This window comes from Arthrobacter sp. Cza30 (assembly GCF_059090765.1).
In genome coordinates, this window is record NZ_JBNHGA010000001.1 from 375,658 (window position 1) to 394,114 (window position 18,457).

The 18,457-nt window shown below is 71.1% G+C and carries 16 protein-coding genes; 11 read left to right on the plus strand and 5 right to left on the minus strand.

Translation table 11 applies throughout. The features are described 5' to 3' along the window. The first annotated feature begins 119 nt into the window (after window positions 1–119). From AC5RVZ_RS01595 to AC5RVZ_RS01615, 5 genes are read left to right on the plus strand one after another with little or no spacing between them, the layout of a single operon-like run. Complete coding sequence (locus AC5RVZ_RS01595) at window positions 120–2,111, plus strand: glycoside hydrolase family 127 protein (RefSeq protein ID WP_494064036.1); 1,992 nt, start codon at window positions 120–122, stop codon at window positions 2,109–2,111. 5 nt (window positions 2,112–2,116) lie between these two features. After that, on the plus strand, window positions 2,117–3,373 hold the full coding sequence (locus tag AC5RVZ_RS01600) for a RuBisCO large subunit C-terminal-like domain-containing protein (RefSeq protein ID WP_494064037.1): 1,257 nt from the start codon (window positions 2,117–2,119) through the stop codon (window positions 3,371–3,373). After that, window positions 3,366–4,634: a four-carbon acid sugar kinase family protein gene (locus AC5RVZ_RS01605; RefSeq protein WP_494064038.1), complete on the plus strand. Its 1,269-nt coding sequence runs from the start codon at window positions 3,366–3,368 to the stop codon at window positions 4,632–4,634. The genes AC5RVZ_RS01600 and AC5RVZ_RS01605 overlap by 8 nt, the downstream gene beginning before the upstream one ends. 33 nt (window positions 4,635–4,667) lie before the next feature. Beyond that, window positions 4,668–6,206, plus strand: a complete 1,539-nt coding sequence (locus AC5RVZ_RS01610) for an HNH endonuclease signature motif containing protein (protein ID WP_494064039.1) — start codon at window positions 4,668–4,670, stop codon at window positions 6,204–6,206. A 30-nt stretch (window positions 6,207–6,236) separates the two neighbouring features. Further along, window positions 6,237–6,809 (plus strand): YdeI/OmpD-associated family protein, encoded by a 573-nt coding sequence (locus AC5RVZ_RS01615; protein WP_494064040.1) that lies wholly within the window; start codon window positions 6,237–6,239, stop codon window positions 6,807–6,809. On the opposite strand, the gene AC5RVZ_RS01620 is transcribed toward AC5RVZ_RS01615, so the two are convergent. After that, window positions 6,794–7,186 (minus strand): hypothetical protein, encoded by a 393-nt coding sequence (locus AC5RVZ_RS01620; RefSeq protein WP_494064041.1) that lies wholly within the window; start codon window positions 7,184–7,186, stop codon window positions 6,794–6,796. The genes AC5RVZ_RS01615 and AC5RVZ_RS01620 overlap by 16 nt on opposite strands. Before the next feature lie 70 nt (window positions 7,187–7,256). Between AC5RVZ_RS01620 and AC5RVZ_RS01625 the strand changes: the two genes are divergently transcribed. Continuing rightward, the gene (locus tag AC5RVZ_RS01625) at window positions 7,257–7,940 is read left to right on the plus strand and encodes a 2-phosphosulfolactate phosphatase (protein WP_494064042.1); all 684 of its coding nucleotides are present in this window, start codon (window positions 7,257–7,259) and stop codon (window positions 7,938–7,940) included. A 70-nt stretch (window positions 7,941–8,010) separates the two neighbouring features. Here the strand turns inward: AC5RVZ_RS01625 and AC5RVZ_RS01630 are convergent, their stop codons facing one another. The 3 genes from AC5RVZ_RS01630 to AC5RVZ_RS01640 all read right to left on the minus strand — a co-directional run bounded on the left by AC5RVZ_RS01630 (window position 8,011) and on the right by AC5RVZ_RS01640 (window position 10,065). Next, window positions 8,011–8,499: a SprT-like domain-containing protein gene (locus AC5RVZ_RS01630; protein WP_494064043.1), complete on the minus strand. Its 489-nt coding sequence runs from the start codon at window positions 8,497–8,499 to the stop codon at window positions 8,011–8,013. 41 nt (window positions 8,500–8,540) lie between these two features. After that, on the minus strand, window positions 8,541–9,068 hold the full coding sequence (locus AC5RVZ_RS01635; protein ID WP_494064044.1) for a tetratricopeptide repeat protein: 528 nt from the start codon (window positions 9,066–9,068) through the stop codon (window positions 8,541–8,543). Between the two features lie 100 nt (window positions 9,069–9,168). Beyond that, entirely contained in the window at window positions 9,169–10,065 is an 897-nt protein-coding gene (locus AC5RVZ_RS01640) for a spermidine synthase (RefSeq protein WP_494064045.1), read from the minus strand. A gap of 179 nt (window positions 10,066–10,244) precedes the next feature. On the opposite strand from AC5RVZ_RS01640, the gene AC5RVZ_RS01645 reads away from it, so the two are divergent. The 3 genes from AC5RVZ_RS01645 to AC5RVZ_RS01655 all read left to right on the plus strand — a co-directional run bounded on the left by AC5RVZ_RS01645 (window position 10,245) and on the right by AC5RVZ_RS01655 (window position 14,049). Beyond that, window positions 10,245–11,918, plus strand: a complete 1,674-nt coding sequence (locus AC5RVZ_RS01645) for an ABC transporter substrate-binding protein (protein ID WP_494064046.1) — start codon at window positions 10,245–10,247, stop codon at window positions 11,916–11,918. A 114-nt stretch (window positions 11,919–12,032) separates the two neighbouring features. Next, entirely contained in the window at window positions 12,033–13,037 is a 1,005-nt protein-coding gene (locus AC5RVZ_RS01650) for an ABC transporter permease (protein WP_494064047.1), read from the plus strand. Between the two features lie 49 nt (window positions 13,038–13,086). Further along, window positions 13,087–14,049, plus strand: a complete 963-nt coding sequence (locus AC5RVZ_RS01655; RefSeq protein ID WP_494064048.1) for an ABC transporter permease — start codon at window positions 13,087–13,089, stop codon at window positions 14,047–14,049. A 137-nt stretch (window positions 14,050–14,186) separates the two neighbouring features. Here the strand turns inward: AC5RVZ_RS01655 and AC5RVZ_RS01660 are convergent, their stop codons facing one another. Next, window positions 14,187–15,941 carry an ABC transporter ATP-binding protein gene (locus AC5RVZ_RS01660; protein WP_494064049.1) on the minus strand — a complete coding sequence of 585 codons (1,755 nt, stop codon included), beginning with the start codon at window positions 15,939–15,941 and terminating at the stop codon, window positions 14,187–14,189. Between the two features lie 207 nt (window positions 15,942–16,148). Between AC5RVZ_RS01660 and AC5RVZ_RS01665 the strand changes: the two genes are divergently transcribed. Further along, window positions 16,149–16,904, plus strand: coding sequence for a 5-oxoprolinase subunit PxpA (locus AC5RVZ_RS01665; protein WP_494064050.1), 756 nt, complete (start codon window positions 16,149–16,151; stop codon window positions 16,902–16,904). Then, entirely contained in the window at window positions 16,898–18,454 is a 1,557-nt protein-coding gene (locus AC5RVZ_RS01670) for a 5-oxoprolinase subunit B/C family protein (protein WP_494064051.1), read from the plus strand. Before AC5RVZ_RS01665 ends, AC5RVZ_RS01670 begins: the two co-directional genes overlap by 7 nt. Window positions 18,455–18,457 lie beyond the last annotated feature (3 nt).

The following is an 18,457-nucleotide window of genomic DNA, read 5'->3' on the forward strand; positions in this document are numbered from 1 at the left end:
TACGACCTGAGAGTAGGCACGAATCGAAGGTGTGTCAACAATCAGTGTTGAAATTCTATTCACTTCATGGTCGAATCGTGGCTACAGTTCAGTGACGACCCGTTCGGAAGGACCACCTCATGCCCGCCATGTCAGCGCTTCGGGCGCACGCCCGGCTGCGACCACTCGGCGCCGACAGCGCGCGCTGGTCGAGCGGCTTCTGGGGCGCGGTGCACGATCGCACGCGCGACGTCACCATCCCGCAGATCTGGTCGTCGCTGAGCGATCCCGCCATCAGCCCGGGACTGGCCAACTTCCGCATCGCGGCGGGGCTCGAAGCCGGCGCGCACGCCGGCCCGCCCTTCATGGACGGCGACTTCTACAAGTGGCTCGAGGCGGCGATCGCGCGCCTCGAGACCGATCCGGACCCGGAGCTGGCCGCACGCATCGAGGGGATCGCCGAGCTCATCGCGTCGGTGCAGCGCGAGGACGGGTATCTGCACACCCCGACCATCATCTCGACGCGCAACCACGAGGACGCGCTCGCCCTCGCCGACCGGTTCCACTTCGAGACCTACAACCTCGGCCACCTGATCACGGCGGGCGTGCGCCACTACGAGGTCACCGGTTCCACGACCCTGCTGAATGTCGCGCGCAAGGCCGCCGGGTTCCTCGAGGACCTCGCGACCAACAAGCCGCTCGAGCTCGCCCGCAGCGCGATCTGCCCCTCCCACTACATGGCGGTCGTGGAGCTGTACCGTGCCACCGGCGACGAGCAGTACCTGCGCCTCGCCGAGTCGTTCGTGCGCGTGCGCGACGAGTTCCAGGGCGGCGACGACAACCAGGACCGCGTTCCGGTGCGCGAGCAGACCGTGGTCGCCGGTCACGCCGTGCGCGCCAACTATCTCTATGCCGGTCTCGCCGACCTCGTCGCCGAGACCGGGGACGCCGAGCTCGAGGCGGTGCTCGAGAAGCTGTGGCGCGACGTCATCGACACGAAGCTCTACATCACCGGCGGCTGCGGCGCGCTGTACGACGGCGCATCGCCGGACGGCTCCCCGTGGCAGGACCAGATCAGCCGCGTGCACCAGGCATACGGCCGCGCCTACCAGCTGCCGCACACGACGGCGCACAACGAGTCGTGCGCGAACATCGGGATGATCTTCTGGAGTGAGCGGATGCTGTCGCTCACGGCAGATGCGCAGTACGCCGACGTGATCGAGCAGATCTCGTTCAACAGCCTGCTCTCCAGCATCAGCCTCGCCGGGTCCGAGTACTTCTACACGAATCCGCTGCGCCAGGTGCGGGACCTGCCGTACCCGCTGCGCCGCCCCGGCGACACCGCGCTGCACCCGACTCCCCCGCCGCCTCCCTCGGACGAGCGCCTGCGCGAGAGCTATCTCAGCTGCTTCTGCTGCCCGCCCAACATCGCCCGCACGCTGGCGCGATTCCACGAGCGTGCCGCGTCGCTCGCTGACGACGGGCTCTACGTGCACCTGTACGGCGGCAGCGACCTGGATGTGGCCACCGACGACGGCCGCACGCTCGCGCTGCGCGAGGACGGCGACTACCCCTGGGGCGAGGTGATCCGGTTCACGGTCGCATCAGCCTCGGGCGGCGGCATCCCGCTGCGCCTTCGCATCCCGGGATGGTCGACCGATGCCTCGCTGACCGTGAACGGCGAGACCGTCGCGGTGTCGGCTCCCGGCACGTACACCGCGCTGGACCGCGAGTGGCACGAGGGCGACGTCATCGAGCTGACCCTGCCGATGCCGGTGCGCGTGCTGCGCGCTCACCGTCTGGCCGAGGAGGTCACGAACCAGGTCGCGGTCCGCCGCGGGCCTGTCGTGTACTGCCTCGAGAGCGCCGACCTTCCCGAGGGCGTCGTGCTCGAGCAGGTGGCGCTCCGCCGCGGCGCGGGCTTCACTCCGATCGAGGCCGAGGTCGCCGGTCACCGCGTCCTGGCGCTCGAGACCCAGATCGCCGTGCTGCCGCGGACCACCGAGGACGCGCTCTACGATGACCTCGGCGCCGCCGAGCTGACGACCGCCACCGTGCGCCTCGTGCCGTACTACGCGTGGGGGAACCGCGGCGCCGGCGAGATGTCGGTCTGGCTCCCGCTGGTGTGGTGACCGCCATGACGACACAGCACGTCCTCGCGACGTACATCATCGAGACCTGTCTGCCCCTCCAGCATGCCGCCGAGGTCCTCGCCGGCGAGCAGTCGACGGGCACGTTCGTGCGCGTCGAGCGCGAGTCCGACGACCTCCGTGCCCGCTTCGCCGCCCAGGTCGAGTCGATCGAGGAGATCCCCCTCACCGGCGCCTCTCCGCTTCCCGGGTCGGTGGGCGATCCCGCCGACCGACGCCGGGCACGGCTGCGACTGCGGTTCCCGCTCGACAACTTCGGCCCCTCGCTGCCCAACCTGCTGGCGGCGGTCGCGGGCAACCTGTTCGAGATCAAGGAGCTGTCGGCGATCAAGCTCATCGACCTCGAGCTGCCGCCGGCGTTCGCGCTGCGCTACGCGGGCCCGGGCTTCGGCGTCGAGGGCACCCGCCGCCTCCTCGGGCGGCCCGAGGGCGCGATGATCGGCACGATCATCAAGCCGAGCATCGGCCTGGCCCCCTCCGAGCTGGCCGAGGTCGTCGGTCAGCTCGCCGATGCGGGCATCGACTTCATCAAGGACGACGAGCTCCAGGGGAACGGTCCCTCAGCGCCGCTCGCTGAGCGCGTCAAGGCCGTCATGCCGGTCCTCGAGCGCTACGCGGACCGCACCGGCCGCAAGCCGATGTACGCGTTCAACATCACCGACGACATCGACCGACTCGAGGCGAACCACGACCTCGTCGTGTCGGCCGGCGGCACGTGCGTCATGGCGTGCGTGAACCTCATCGGCCTCGCGGGCCTGGAGTTCCTGCGCCGTCACGCCGAGGTGCCGATCCACGGCCATCGCGCCATGCTCGGCGCGTTCAGCCGCTCGGAGCAGGTCGGTATAGGGTTCCGTGCGTGGCAGAAGCTGGCACGGCTCGCCGGCGCCGATCATCTGCACACCAACGGGATCAGCAACAAGTTCTACGAGACGGATGCCGAAGTGCTCGACTCCATCGCCGCCGTGCGTGAGCCGCTGCTCGGGCTGACCCCGACGGTGCCCGTGCTGTCGTCAGGCCAGTGGGGTGGTCTGGCGCACGCGACGTACGCGGCGGTCGGCACGACGGACCTGCTGGTCCTCGCGGGCGGCGGCATCCACGGTCACCCCGACGGTGCGGCCGCCGGTGTGGCGAGCATGCGCGAGGCGTGGCAATCGGCGGCATCCGGGGAGTCGATCGAGGAGGCGTTCGAGCGGTCCCTGCCGCTGCGCCGCGCTGCCGAGATGTTCGGGCCGGTGCGTGTCTAGAGCGCGCGTCGCCTACTACGGCGACGACTTCACCGGCAGCGTCGACGTCCTGCTGCAGTTCGCGCGCCGCGGCTGGACCGGCCGGCTCTTCACCACCCTCCCGAGCGACGAGGAGCTGCAGCGCGCGGCGGACGAGGTCGATGTCGTCGGCGTCGCCGGAATCGCGCGATCGCTTGCACCCGACGACATGGAGGCGGAGCTGCGACCGGCACTCACCGCGCTCACGAGGCTGTCGCCGCAGGTGCTGCAGTACAAGGCGTGCTCGACGGCGGACTCCTCACCCGAGGTGGGAAGCCTCGGCCGGGTCATCGAGCTCGGGCGCGAGCTGGTGTCGCCGGCCCCGGTGCCGATGCTGTTCGCGCAGCCGGACTTCGGCCGCTACACCGTCTTCGGCCACCACTTCGCCGCCGAAGGCGGCAGGGTGCACCGCCTGGACCGTCAGCCCACGATGTCCGCGCACCCGTCGACCCCCATGACGGAATCCGACCTCGCCGTGCACATCGGCCGTCAGACGGAGATGCCGGTCGGCGCGATCCCGCTCGTGTCGTATGCGGATCTGGAGCTGCGACTCCGTCAGGCGTCCGAGGCGGCCGTCGTGCTCGACGCGGTGACCGACGACGACCTCGTGAAGGTCGGTGCAGCACTGCACGGGCTGCCGCGCCCGGTGTTCGCAATCGGCTCGGGCGGGCTGTCGCACGGGATCGCCGCGGCGGACGCCGGGTCCGGGCCGCCGATCGCCCGATCGACTCCGGCCTCAGGCCCGGTGCTCGTGGTGTCGGGCAGCCGGTCGGCGCAGACGCGGCGGCAGGCAAATGCCGCGGCCGCAGCGGGCTGGCTCGTCGCGCCCCTGCCGCTCGAGGGGGCGGCCGTCGGCCACGCGGCCCGGTCCGCGGTCGAGGCGCTGCGGTCGGGGCGCGGAGTCGTGTTCACCTCGGACGACACCGATACCGCGGCGGCGGCAGATCGACCCGTGCTGGAGGCGATCGCGGAGGCCGCAGCATCCGTCGTCTCTGCTGTTCTGCGGGCCGCGGCGAGCCGTCGCGTCATCGTGTGCGGCGGCGACACGTCGAGCCGCGTCACGCGACTGCTCGGTGTCGAGTCGCTGTCGATCGCTGCGAACCCGTGGGGGAACGTCGTGCTGCTGCGCGCGAGCGCCGCCGATCCCGCGGTGGACGGGGTGGAGCTGCTGCTCAAGGGCGGGCAGGTCGGAGCGGATTCGCTGTTCACCGACATCGCGGCGCTCGGCGTGAACGAACATTAGATCGAATGTCGGAGGCCTGCGGCATGATGAAGCATGGCATTCTTCTCCGATCTGCAGGCAGCGCTCGACGCCCTGCGAGTCGCGGTCGGAGACGATGTCGAGGCGATCGACATTCCCGCCGCCATGCAGAATCTCTCCGACGACGACGTGCTGGCGCTTATCGAGAGTGCGAGCGTGCTGGTGCGGGGCGGCGAGTGCATCCGGATCGCGAGTTCTGGAGCCGTGGCGTCGCGCTCCAGCCGTGACGCCGGACACGGAGGCCTGGCGCAGAAGCGGGGACATCGGTCGACGGTGTCGCTGATCCAGGACCTGACCGGCACCACACGGGCGGAGGCAGCCAAGCAGGTGCGGCTCGGCGAAGCACTCGCCGCCGCGCTGCCGACCGCCGATGGTCTCTGCGACGTTTCCGGCGGGGGGCGCGTCGTCGAGGCTGAGGCTGATGCCGCGGCTTCGGGTGACGCGCCGCGGCAAGGAGGCGAACGGCCTCGGCACGCGGTGCTCGGTGATGCCCTCATGACGGGCGCCCTCACGTCGGCACAGCACGACGTGATCTACCGCGGTCTCGGCGAACCACCCGTCGCAGCGGGGCACGACGTGACGTCCACCTCCCCGGCGGAGGCGAGGGTGGCGTGGGAGACCGCGGCGAGCCAGCTGATCGATGAGGCACGGAACCGCACCGTCGAGGAACTCGCGAGTGCGGCTCGCTCGATCCGCGACCTCTTCGACCCCACCGGCGCGCAGCTTCGCTTCGCTCAGCGATTCGAAGCACGCTCTTTCCGCCGATGGACGGATCGAGACGGCATCCGTCACGGCAGCTTCACGTTCGAAGACGAGGGCGGCGCGTGGATCGAGTCCATCATCGACACCGCGCTGCGACCCCGCCGCGGAGGGCCGCGATTCGTCGACCCGGATGAGAAGGCGCGGGCCGAAGAACTCACCGGAGACCCGCGCACCAACGACCAGCTCGCCTACGATCTGATGCTCGACATCCTCCGCGCCGGCGCACTCGCCGACGCGGAGACGGTGTTCGGCACGCGACAGGCCGGGATTCGCATCGTCGCGACCGCCGAGGCGCTCGACGACGCCGTCGCCGGACGGCCTACGGTCGGGCTCCTCGAAGACACCGGCGTCACGGTTCCCGGCTCACTCATCGTGCGGCAGACGTGCGACACCGGCACAACCACCTGCACGCTCGATGACCGGGGAAACCCGCTCGACCTCGGGCGAGAGGCGCGCCTGTTCTCGGCGAAACAGCGCCTCGCCCTCGCGATTCGCGACGGCGGATGCCGCTGGAAGGACTGCGATCGACCCGCCTCGTACTGCGAAGCCCACCACATCGACCCCTACAGCCAAGGCGGTCGCACCGACATCGACCGCGGCATCCTGCTCTGCCGCTGGCATCACATGCAGCTCCACCATGCTGGCTGGCGGATCACGCGCGATGGCAAGAACGACTTCTTCCTGCGCTCACCCGATGGCAGCCGGACCGTCGCATTGCCCTCCCGCCTTGCGAGACGCTACGCCTGGGGCGACCTCCAGCCGCCACCCCGAAGATTCCGCCCTGCCGCATGACCCCGGACGTCGCAGAACTATCCTCCAAACATGGCTGATCGCAAGGAAAAGCCCGAACTGCACGTCGATACGGTCGCGGAATGGGAGACCTGGCTGGACTCGGACCCAGACCCTACAGGGGTGCGACTGCGCCTGCGCAAAAAGGCGGCGAGCAGACCCGGGATCACCTACGCAGAGGCCCTCGATGTCGCGCTGTGCTTCGGGTGGATCGATGGGCAGAAGTCTCCGCTCGACGCCGACTACTACCTGCAGACCTTCACGCCACGACGACCGCGGAGCATCTGGTCGAAGATCAACATCGATCACGTGACTCGGCTCATCAAGGAAGGCCGCATGCGCCCTCAGGGCCAGCTCGAGATCGACCGCGCGAAGGCCGACGGGCGATGGGCGAGCGCGTATCGCCAGCGCGACGGCGAGATTCCCGTAGAGCTACAGGAAGCCCTCGACGCCGACCCCGAGATCGCGAAGGCGTTCGCAGCCCAGTCGGCGCAGAACCGATTCGCGATGGCATTCCGCGTGGCCAACCTCAAACGCCCGGAGTCGCGCGCCGCGCGGGTCGCTCAATACGTCGAGATGCTCAAGCGAGGTCAAACCATCCATTGACGGCACGACTGCTGATCTCGTGACGTCGTCGCGCCCATGTGCCAGACACTCCAGGACCAGCTCGACGCCGCGGCGATCGACGACGTCGTGATCGACGCCGACGATCTGTCCCCCAAGATGCGCACCGCGCCGTCCCGGTCCTGGACGTAGCGGTCGGTGGTGTGGATCAGCTGCCGGCCGAGCGGGATGCGTCCGAACGCGGACATCTGCACGGGGACGTCGTCGCCCGCCTGCCAGGAGGTCGGCAGGCCGCCCGGCACGAGCGGGTCGACGTCCAGCAGCGGCCCGTACAGCTCAGCCACCGCACGGGGCGAGTGCAGCGCGCGCCAGGCCGCGTCGGCGTCGCAGTCGATCACGAGCTTGAGCATGATCCGCATTGCTTCAGTGTCGCACCGGCGCCGTGCGCGGGCGCGGGGTTGACGGATGCCCGCCGCCTACGCTGGAGGGATGCCCGAGAGCCCGTTCGACCAGCGTCGTTATCAGGTCCGTCTGGAGTGGGGCACCGCCGGCCTCGCGAGGCTCGCCCCGTCGGATGTCGTGGTCGTGGTGGACGTCCTGCGCTTCTCGACGACCGTGACGGATGCCGTCGCCCGAGGGGAGACGGTGCCTCTCGACGAGTCGGCGGACGCCGTCTCGGTGAATGGCGCGGCCGTGGCGACCGCGGCCGCGGCATCCGGTGCCGTCGTCCTGCTCGGCTGCCTGCGCAATGCGAGGGCGGTCGCCGGTGCGGTGATGGCCGAGCAACGCCGAAGGGGTGATCGGACGAGCATCGCCGTGATCGCGGCGGGGGAGCTGACGGGACGCGAGCCCGACGCGGCGCTGCGGTTCGCCGTCGAGGACCAGCTGGGAACGGGCGCGGTCATCGACGCGCTGGGCGCCCTCGGCATCGATCACACCTCGCCCGAGGCCGCCGCCGCGTGCGAGGCGTTCCGCGGGCTGCGCGGTGCGGTGCGCCACCTGCTCACGGCCAGCGGCTCGGGCCAGGAGCTTCTCGACCTCGGCCGGCGCGACGAGGTGCTGGCCGCGGCCTCCGTCGACGCGGCATCCGTCGTCCCCGTCCTGCGTGACGGCGCCTTCGTGGCGTACGAGGCTGGCGATCCCTCGGCGAAGTCGGAGCCGGCCGGGCAGTAGGCGAGAGACGGGTCGTGTCGAGACGGAGGAGCTCGATACGCCGGCGCGCTCCTCGATCACCGGATGGGGTTCAGCGCGGCGTCATCGCGGCCAGGCGCGCGGCCGGTGTGATCTCGCGTCGGGTCCACGAGAACACGTAGCGCTCGTCGAAACGGGGCGCGCACTTCGCGCACGACGTCGCGCGCGTGGCCTTGCGGTGCCGATACGTCACATGCCCGTTGGGGCACACCCCGATCCATGGCGCCAGCTCGGTCGCGGTCTCGCCGTGATGGGTCGTGCCGCCGACGTAGCCGAGCTCGCGCGCAACCGCCTTCCAGCGCGGACCGTGACCGGCGCCTGCGCCCGCCATCGCGTGCGCCACTTCATGCAGCAGGGTCTGATGGTTGGTGTCGTCGTCGTACCGGGCCGCGAGATAGCGCGAGACGCTGATGCGCTTGCGCGTGTAGTCGCACAGGCCCGCGCGGCGCTTGGCGTTGTCGAACGCGAACGTCCACGAGGCATCCAGGTGACGGGCGATGAGCGCTTCAGCCCAGTGCCTGACGCGGTGCAGTTCGGACATGCGAGAAGGCTAGAACGGATCTACGACACTCGGTGCGGCGGTCAGCTCGCGACGGCAGCGGCGGCGCGGCGACGCTCGGCGGCATCGATCGCCAGCAGCGTCGACTCCAGCTGGTCCTCGGTCGCGCCGGCGTTCTGTCGCAGGAACAGCGCGCGCTTGAAGTCCTTGCGGGCCGACTCGTAGTCGCCCACGTCGTAGGCGACCTTGCCGCGGTGCTGGTACGCGAAGGCGGCGATGCCCGACCAGCCCTGGCCCTCGGCCTCTTCGGCGCACGTCGTGAGCTCCTGCTCGGCGGCGGTGTACGCGCCGCGCACCTGCATGACCGTGGCGTGGAGGATCCGGGCCCGCAGCAGGTCCTTGCGCGTGCCGGCCATGCGGGCGACGCGGACGGACTGCTCCGACACGACCAGGGCCTCGTCGGCGCGGTCGAGCACCTTCAGCAGCCACACGCGCTCGAGCAGCGCCGGCAGGCTGCGCTGGTTCCCGATCTCGTCCAGCCGCTCCTGGCACTGCCGAGGATCGACCTGCTCGCGGAGAGTGTGGGGGTCGTACCCGTGGATGTAGCTCACCGAGGACTCCCTTCGCACGCGTCATGGATCGCCCATCCAGTCTGCCCCGGCCCTCGTGGAACACCCGGCCTGACGCGCCGGACCCCGCCGTTCCGAGTCGTCAGCGTTCGAAGACGGATGCCGACGGCCGGGGCGACGGCGTGGCATCGGCGTCGGTCGCCACCCGCGCCCCGCGCGCGAACTCCTCGAGCTCGCGTCCTTCGGCCACCTTGGCCGGGTGGGGCCCCGCCGCCAGGAGCCGCGGCAGCCACTCCGTCGGAAGGGGCGCGCGGGAGGCGGCGATCACGAGATTGCCGAAACGGCGCCCCTTCAGGGTCTGCACCTCAGCCAGCACGATCGCGTGTTGGAGCACGGCCTGCACGGTGGAGACCTGACGACGCGCGAACGCCAGGCCCGAGCCGTCCGCCACGTTGACCAGCAGCACGCCGTCGGGTGCGAGGAAGCGCGCGACATCGGTGTAGAACTCGACGGTCGTCAGATGCGCGGGCGTCTGGGCGCCGGAGTAGACGTCCGACACCACCAGGTCGGCCGTGCCGACCAGGCCCGCGGGCAGGCGCCCGAGCGTCTCGCGCGCGTCGCCGATGCGAACGCGGATCGCCGCGCCGCGGGGGAGCGGCAGGTTCTCGCGCACGAGGTCCCACAGTGCCGACTCCAGCTCGATCACCTGCTGGCGCGAGCCCGGCCGCGTCGACTCGATGTAGCGGGGGATGGTGAGCGCGCCGGCTCCGAGATGGATGGCGGTGATCGGCTGTCCGGGCATCCGCATCCGGTCGATCACCGCGCCCATGCGCGCGACGTACTCGAAGTGCAGGTGTCCGGGGTCGTCCGGGTCGACGTGCGACTGCGGGGTGCCGTCGACGACGAGCTCCCACCCGCCCGCGTACGCGGAGGGGACGATGCGCGCCTGCGCGCCGTCGGACAGCACGGCGGCCGGTGCCGGTGCGCCGGAACCGCGACGGCCCCCGCCCTCGGGGGGTACGATCCTCGCCCGCGCCATGCCCCCACGTTAGCCGTCCCGGTTCCCGCCGGTCGAAACACAAATGAGACACACCTGTCATCGCCGCGATGCGTTCTCACGAGTAGCGTCGGAGCATCACACCCCGCTGAGGGCTGCGCGCACCTCTGCTACACGACGATGTGCAGCGGAGCCCACACGACATGGAAGGTGCACAGCACATGCTCCACACATCGAGAAGGCGCTGGCTCTCCGGCGCCGCGGCGGTCGCCGTCGGGGCGATCGTCCTCACCGCCTGCGCGAGCCAGCGAGAAGGCGGCGGCGAGACCGACGGCGCTGACACCGAGGTCGACTCGACGTTCGTCTTCGGCGCGTCCGGTGACATCTCGGGCCTGGATCCCGCGATGGCCAACGACGGCGAGACCTTCCGGGTCTCGCGCCAGATCTTCGAGGGGCTCGTCGGCGTGGAGCCGGGAACGGCCGATCCCGCGCCGCTCCTCGCCGAGAGCTGGGAGCAGTCCGACGACGGCCTGACCTACACGTTCCAGCTCAAGGAGGGGGTGACCTTCCAGGACGGCACGGACTTCAACGCCGAGGCGGTCTGCTTCAACTTCGACCGGATGAACAACTTCACCGGTGTGGCGGCCACCGAGAGCCTGTCGTACTACTGGGGCAAGCTGATGCGCGGCTACGCCGACACCGGCACGTCGATCTACGGCGGTTGCGAGGCCACCGGCGACCTCGAGGCCACCATCACGCTCACGCAGCCGTTCGCCGGCTTCATCCCGGCCCTGTCGCTGCCGTCCTTCTCGATCCAGAGCCCCACGGCGCTCGAGGAGTACGCGGCCGACGAGGTCGGCGGCACCGCCGAGGCTCCGGTCCTCAGCGAGTACGCACAGGGCCACCCGGTCGGGACCGGCCCGTTCAGGTTCGAGTCGTGGTCGCCCGGCGAATCCGTGACGCTGAGCGCCTACGAGGACTACTGGGGTGAGCAGGGCCAGGTGCAGGAGGTGATCTTCCAGGTCATCGGCGACACCACGGCCCGCCGCCAGGCGCTCGAGTCCGGGTCGATCGACGGCTACGACCTCGTCGCGCCGGCGGACCTCGGCGCCCTGGAGGAGGCCGGATTCAACCTGGTCAACCGCGACCCCTTCAACATCCTGTACCTCGCGATGAACCAGGCCGTGCCGGCGCTCGCCGACATCCGGGTCCGCCAGGCGATCGCCCACGCGATCGACAAGGAGCAGCTCGTCACCCAGGTGCTTCCCGAAGGCACCGAGGTCGCGCAGGAGTTCATGCCGCCCGCGGTGATCGGCTGGAACGAGGACGTGACGACGTACGAGTACGACCCCGAGGCCGCCCAGGCGCTGCTCGCCGAAGCCGGCTTCAACGAGGCCAACCCGCTCACGCTGCAGTTCAACTACCCGACCAACGTGTCGCGGCCGTACATGCCCAACCCCGAGCAGATCTTCACGAACCTCGCCTCCCAGCTCGAGGCGGTCGGGATCGTGCTCACCCCGGTCGGCGAGGAGTGGAACCCCACCTACCTCGACCGCATCCAGGGCGGCCCGGACCACGGCATCCACCTGCTCGGCTGGACCGGCGACTACAACGACCCCGACAACTTCGTCGGGACGTTCTTCGCCACGCCCGGCAACGAGTGGGGCTTCGAGAACGCCGAGCTCACGCAGGCGCTGACCGAAGCGCGGGGCCTGGCGACCGAGGAGGATCAGGAGGCGGCCTACCGCGCGGTGAACGAGCAGATCATGGAGTTCCTGCCCGGCGTCCCGCTGGCCCACCCGGTGCCGACGCTCGCGTTCGCGCCGCGTGTGACGTCGTACCCGGCCAGCCCCGTGCAGGACGAGGTCTACAACATGGTCGAGCTGAGCGAGTAGCACGCGGAGGACGGATGCCCCGTTCCGGCGCACCACGCCGGGACGGGGCATCCGTCGCCCTTCGTCCACGAGCCCCGCGGCTGCGTGCCGCCCACCGACTCGGAGAACCATCCCGTGCTACGAACCATCGGCCACCGGCTCCTCCTGCTGATCCCGACGCTGTTCGGCCTCTCGCTCCTGCTGTTCTTCTGGGTGCGGGCGCTGCCCGGAGGGCCGGCCGTCGCCCTCCTCGGCGAGCGCGCCACACCCGAAGCCGTGGAGGAGATCAACGAGCTCTACGGCTTCAACCAGCCGCTGATCGTGCAGTACTTCACCTGGATCGGCCGCCTCCTGACCGGCGACTTCGGAAGCTCGCTGCAGACGCGCGCCCCCGTCATCGAGGAGTTCGCGCGACGGCTCCCGGCGACCCTCGAGCTGAGCCTGCTCGCGATCATCCTGGCCGTGGGCATCGGCATCCCGCTGGGATATCTCGCAGCCCGCCGCCACGGCCAGGCGTCGGACCACATCCTCGTCGGCGCGAGCCTCCTGGGCATCACGATCCCCGTGTTCTTCCTGGCGTTCATCCTCAAGTGGATCTTCGCGGTGCAGCTCGGGTGGCTGCCCTCGGAGGGCCGGCAGAACCCCCGCATCGACGCGACCCACTACACCGGCTTCTACGTGCTGGACGGGATCCTCACAGGTGAGTGGGATGCCGCATGGGACGCGTTCGCGCACCTGATCCTGCCGGCCGTCGCCCTGTCGTCGATCCCCCTCGCGATCATCGTGCGCATCACCCGGGCATCGGTGCTCGAGGTGCAGAACTCCGACTACGTCCGCACCGGCATGGCCAAGGGCGTGTCGCAGTCCACCATCCGCAGCCGGTTCATCCTGCGCAACGCGATGCTGCCGGTCATCACCACGATCGGTCTGCAGGTGGGCCTGCTCATCTCCGGCGCGGTGCTGACGGAGACGGTGTTCGCCTTCCCCGGCATCGGGTCGTTCCTCTACCGCGCGATCTTCTCGCGCGACTACCCCGTCCTGCAGGGGTTCATCATCTTCATCGCGATCGGCTACGCGCTGATCAACCTGGCGGTCGATGTGTCGTACAGCTTCATCGACCCGAGAGTGAGGGTCTCGTGATCGCTCGGATGTCCGTGACCGGCCGCGGCGACCGCGTAGGAGGTGCCGCATGACGTCCGCGATCCTGCCCCCGGCCCCCGGCGGCGGGCCCGCCGATGGCGCCGCCGCCGACGACAGGGAGCTGCTGCGCGCCCAGCCCTCCGGGGGCGGATTCTGGCGCGACGTCTTCCGTCGCCTCCGTCGCAACCCCAGTGCCTGGGTGGGCGCGGCGGTCATCGCCGTCTTCCTCCTCGTGGCGCTGCTGGCCCCTGTGCTGGCACCCTACGGGCCGACCGCTCTGCCGGGGCAGCGCTTCATCACGCCGACGCACATCCCCGGGCCAGGGGAGATCCCGGAGTTCCCGCTGGGGCTCGACCGCTTCGGCGGCGACGTGCTGTCGAAGCTGATCTGGGGCGCCCAGGCGACGCTGCTGATCGGGGTCATCTCGACCGCCATCGGCCTCATCGGCGGCGTCGTCCTCGGCTTCCTGTGCGGCATGTTCGGCGGCTGGGTCGACACGCTCATCATGCGCGTCGTCGACATCATGCTCTCGGTGCCGTCGCTGCTGCTGGCGGTGTCGGTGGCCGCGGTGATCGGGCAGAACCAGGCATCCGTCATGATCGCGATCGGGGTCGTGCAGGTGCCGGTGTTCGCGCGGCTGCTGCGCGCCTCCATGCTGCAGCAGCGGTCGGCCGACTACGTGTTGTCGGCCCAGACGCTGGGACTCGGCCGCGGCAGCATCACGATGAGCCACGTGCTGCCGAACTCGATGGGTCCGGTGATCGTCCAGGGCACCCTGTCGCTGGCGACGGCCGTCATCGAAGCCGCCGCGCTGTCGTACCTGGGACTGGGCGGTGACGTGCCGCAAACGGCGGAGTGGGGCCGCATGCTCACCTACGCGCAGCTGGAGCTGGCGATCGCGCCGTTCCTCGCCTTCCTTCCCGGCATCTGCATCACCGTCACGGCCCTCGGCTTCACCCTCGTGGGAGAGGCGCTGCGCGAGGCGATGGATCCGCGCACCCGCGCCCGCTGAGGCATCCCGTCCTGGGCCCGGGGAGGGTGACGTGTCCCGATTCCACGGAGGCATGTCCCGAAGAATCGGTGACGAGGCGCTGGCGAACCGTGTTCGTGGGACACGGATGCCTGCGCGCGGGGACCTCGCCGGCCAGGTCAGACGGCGATGTCGAGCTCGTTGCCGGGGATGGAGGCGAGGAGCCGGCGCGTGTAGGGGTCGCGGGGGTTGGTGAAGATCTCCTCGGACGAGGCGGCCTCCACCAGCCGGCCGTCCTTCATGACGCAGACGTAGTCGCTGATGAGACGGACCACGGCGAGGTCGTGCGAGATGAACAGGTAGCTCAGGCCGTACTCGCGCTGCAGATCGCCCAGGAGGCGCAGGATCTGGTCCTGCACGAGCACGTCGAGCGCCGAGACGGGCTCGTCGCAGACGATGAGGTCGGGCGACAGCGCGAGAGCGCGCGCGATCGCGACCCGCTGGCGCTGCCCGCCGGACAGCTCCGAGGGGTAGCGGCGCAGCATGGTCTGCGGCAGGGCGACGTCGTCCAGCAGCTGCCGCACGCGCGCCGCCCGGTCCTTCGAGGTGCCGCGCTTGTAGAAGTCCAGCGGCTCGGAGATGATCCGCTCGATCGAGAACATCGGGTTCAGCGACGAGTACGGGTCCTGGAAGATCGGCTGCACGCGCTGACGGAACTCACGCAGCTCGCGGCCCTTGAGAGAGGCGACGTCCCGCCCGTCGAACCGGATCGCGCCGCTGGTCGGCTGGTACACCTTGAGCATCATGCGCGCGGTCGTGGTCTTCCCCGACCCGGACTCCCCGACGATCGCGACGGTCTCGCCGCGCGGGATCGCGAAGGAGACGTCCTTCACCGCGACGAAGTCCTCCTTCTGCCCGCGGATCGGGAAGACCTTCGTCAGCCCCTCCACCTCGACGATGTTGTCCGGCGCGGCCGTCTGCCCGCCGGAGCGCGCGGAGAGACCCGGTCCGGAGACCACCGCGGGAGCGGCATCCGTCGGGTGGCCGGGAAGGGCGACATCGGCGCGGCCGGCGCCCGGCCGATTCTTCCGGAAGACCTCGGGTCGCAGCCGCACGGCGGCGACCGACGGTGCGGCCTGCACGAGGGCCTGCGTGTACGGATGCTGCGGGTCCTCGAGGATCTGCCGGGCCGGGCCCTGCTCGACGATGCGGCCACGGTTCATCACCACGACCCGCGAGGCGCGCTCGGCGGCGAGCCCGAGATCGTGCGTGATGAGCATGACGGCGGTGCCGAGCTCGCTGGTCATGCGCTCGAGCTGATCGAGGATCGTCTTCTGCACGGTGACGTCGAGCGCGCTCGTCGGCTCGTCCGCGATGAGCAGCCGCGGGTTGCAGGCGAGTCCGATCGCGATGAGGGCGCGCTGCCGCATGCCGCCGGAGAACTCGTGCGGGTACTGCTTGGCCCGCTCCTCGGCGTCCGGCAGGCCCGCCGCGGTCAGGGTCTCGACGACTCTGCGGTCGACGTCCCTGCGGGTGGCCAGCCCGTGCGCCAGGAGCGTCTCGGCGATCTGGGTTCCGATCTTCGCGACGGGATTGAGGTTCGACATCGGGTCCTGCGGGACGAGGCCGATCGAGCGGCCCCGGATCGTGCGCATCACGCTCTCGGGGGCGCCGACGAGGTTCTCCCCCTCGAACAGGATCGATCCGTGCGTGACCCGGCCGTTGCCGGGGAGGAGGCCGATCACCGCCATCGCGGTCGTGGACTTGCCGGACCCCGATTCGCCGACGATCGCCAGCGTCTCGCCGGCGGCCAGGTCGAGGTCGACGCCCTCGACCGCGTGGACCGGGCCCTCGATCGTCCGGAACTCGACGGCGACGTCGCGCACCTGGAGCAGCGGCGCTCCGGTGGCCGAACGGTCGTTGTTTCGCGCCATGGGTCCCATCCTGCCCGGCGCGACCGTCGGGCGCACCCGGTGTCGTCAGGCTTTACGCATCCGTAACGCGGATTCGTCCCGTCCGCTGCGCGCATGACTCGGGCAGATCCTGGATTCCCGCGCGTTTGCGGCGGGGGGCGCCCTGATCGCCTGAGTCGTGCGCAGGCGGGGCGGGTCTGCGGAGGGCGGCGGCGATACCGTTGATCCATGGCGGCGATCGACCTCAACGCGGACCTCGGGGAGACCGTGGACGGCGTGCCCACCGCCGACGACGAGGCGATGTTCGCCGTCATCTCCAGCGCCAGCGTCGCGTGCGGCGGTCACGCGGGGGATGCCTCCTCCATGCGCGACGCCGTCGAGCGTGCCCGCCGGTACGGCGCCGCGGTGGGGGCTCATCCGTCCTATCCCGACCGGGCGAACTTCGGCCGCGTCGCGGTCGCGATGGACCCCGCCGACCTGACCGCCGCGGTGTCGCGACAGCTGACCGATCTCCTCGGCGCCGGCGCCGACATCCGCTACGTCAAGCCCCACGGCGCGCTCTACCACGCCGTCGCCGCCGACGACGCGCACGCGGATGCCGTCGTGCGAGCCGTCGGCGACCTCTCGGCGACGCTCGGCCGGCCCGTTCCGGTGCTGGGACTGGGCGGCAGGATCGAGCAGGCTGCGGCAGCGGCCGGGCTGCCGTTCGTGCGGGAGGCGTTCCTCGACCGCGGGTACCTGCCGGACGGCGGCCTGGTGCCCCGCACGCAGGCGGGCGCCCTGCTCGACGACCCCGACGACGTCGCCGCCCGCGCGGTACGGCTGGTCCTGCACGGCGAGGTCGAGGCGGTGGACGGATCGGTCGTCGCCGCGGAGGCGGCTTCGCTGTGCCTCCACGGCGATTCGCCGTCCGCGGTCGCCATGGCCCGTGCTGTTCGTGCGGCGCTGGACGCCGCCGGTGTGCGGGTGCGAGCGCCATGGTGACGGCGCGCGTCCTCCCCATGGGCGAGCGCGCGTTCCTGCTCGAGGTCGCATCGCTCGACGAGGTGCTGGCGGTGCACGCCGCGCTCGGCGCCGACCGCCCGAGCGGCGTCATCGACGTCGTGCCCGCCGCGAGAACGGTCCTCGTCCGCTTCGATCCGGATGTGCTCGCGCCGTCCGCGGCGCGCGCCTGGGCGACGGATGCGGCATCGGCGGCTGCGCCGGGCGACAGCGCCCACGGCCCGACGGTCGAGCTCGGGATCGTCTACGACGGCGCGGACCTGTCCGACACCGCCGGTCTGCTCGGCGTGGACGTCGACGAGCTGGTCCGCCGTCACTGCGGCATCGAGTGGACCGTCGCCTTCACCGGTTTCGCACCCGGATTCGGGTACCTCGTCAGCGCGGAGTGGCCCTTCGACGTGCCCCGGCTGGAATCGCCGCGCACGCGGGTGCCGGCGGGCGCGGTGGGCCTGGCGGCCGGCTTCACCGGCGCGTATCCGCGCGAGACGCCGGGCGGGTGGCGTCTGATCGGCACCACGTCCGCCCGGCTGTTCGATCCGGATGCCGCATCCCCGGCGCTGCTCGCTCCCGGTATGCGCGTCCGCTTCCGCCCGACCGGACCCGCGGAGGTGCAGGCCCGGCCTGTCGCCGCCGCCGCAGGCGGGATCGGCCCGGCCGCGGCGGGAGGCATCCGGGTCGTCGAGCCGGGACTTCTGGCCACCGTCCAGGATCTGGGGCGCCCGGGTGCGGCGTCGGTCGGGGTCGCGTCATCGGGAGCGCTCGACCGGACGGCTCTGCGCACCGCGAACCGGCTGCTCGGCAACACCGAGGGCGCGGCGGCGATCGAGGTGACGATGGGCGGCTTCCGTGCCGTCGCGGACGCCGACGTGTGGGTCGCGGTCGCAGGCGCGTGGGGACCGGTGCGGATCGGCGGCCGTGAGGTCGACCCGTACGTCGCCCACGAATGGCCGGAAGGCACGGAGCTGCAGCTCGACTGGTTCACGCACGGCGCGCGCGCCTACGTCGCGGTGCGCGGGGGGCTGGACGCACCGGTCGTGCTCGGGTCGCGCGCGACCGACTCGCTCGCGGGGCTGGGCGCCGCGGCGCTGCGTGCCGGCGACGCCATCGGGGTGCGCGGCGAGTCGGCCGGACCCGTGCCGGTCGCGCCCCCGAGCGCCTGGGGTGCGCCGCAGGACGACGAGATCGAGCTCGACCTCGCCCCCGGCCCGCGCGCCGATTGGTTCACGGCGGAGGCCCTGGCGACGCTGTTCGACACGGTGTGGACGGTGTCGGGCGCGGCGGACCGGGTGGGGGTCCGCCTCGACGGTCCCGCGCTGCCGCGGGCACGGCCCGCCGAGCTGCCGAGCGAGGGGATGGTGCCCGGAGCGCTGCAGGTGCCGCCGAGCGGTCGCCCCACGGTGCTGCTGGCGGATGGCCCGGTCACCGGCGGCTATCCGGTCATCGCGGTCGTGGCGGATGCCTCGCTCGATGCGCTGGGTCAGGCCAGGCCCGGTACGCGCGTGCGCTTCCGCCACGCGCGACCGGTCGGCTAGCGC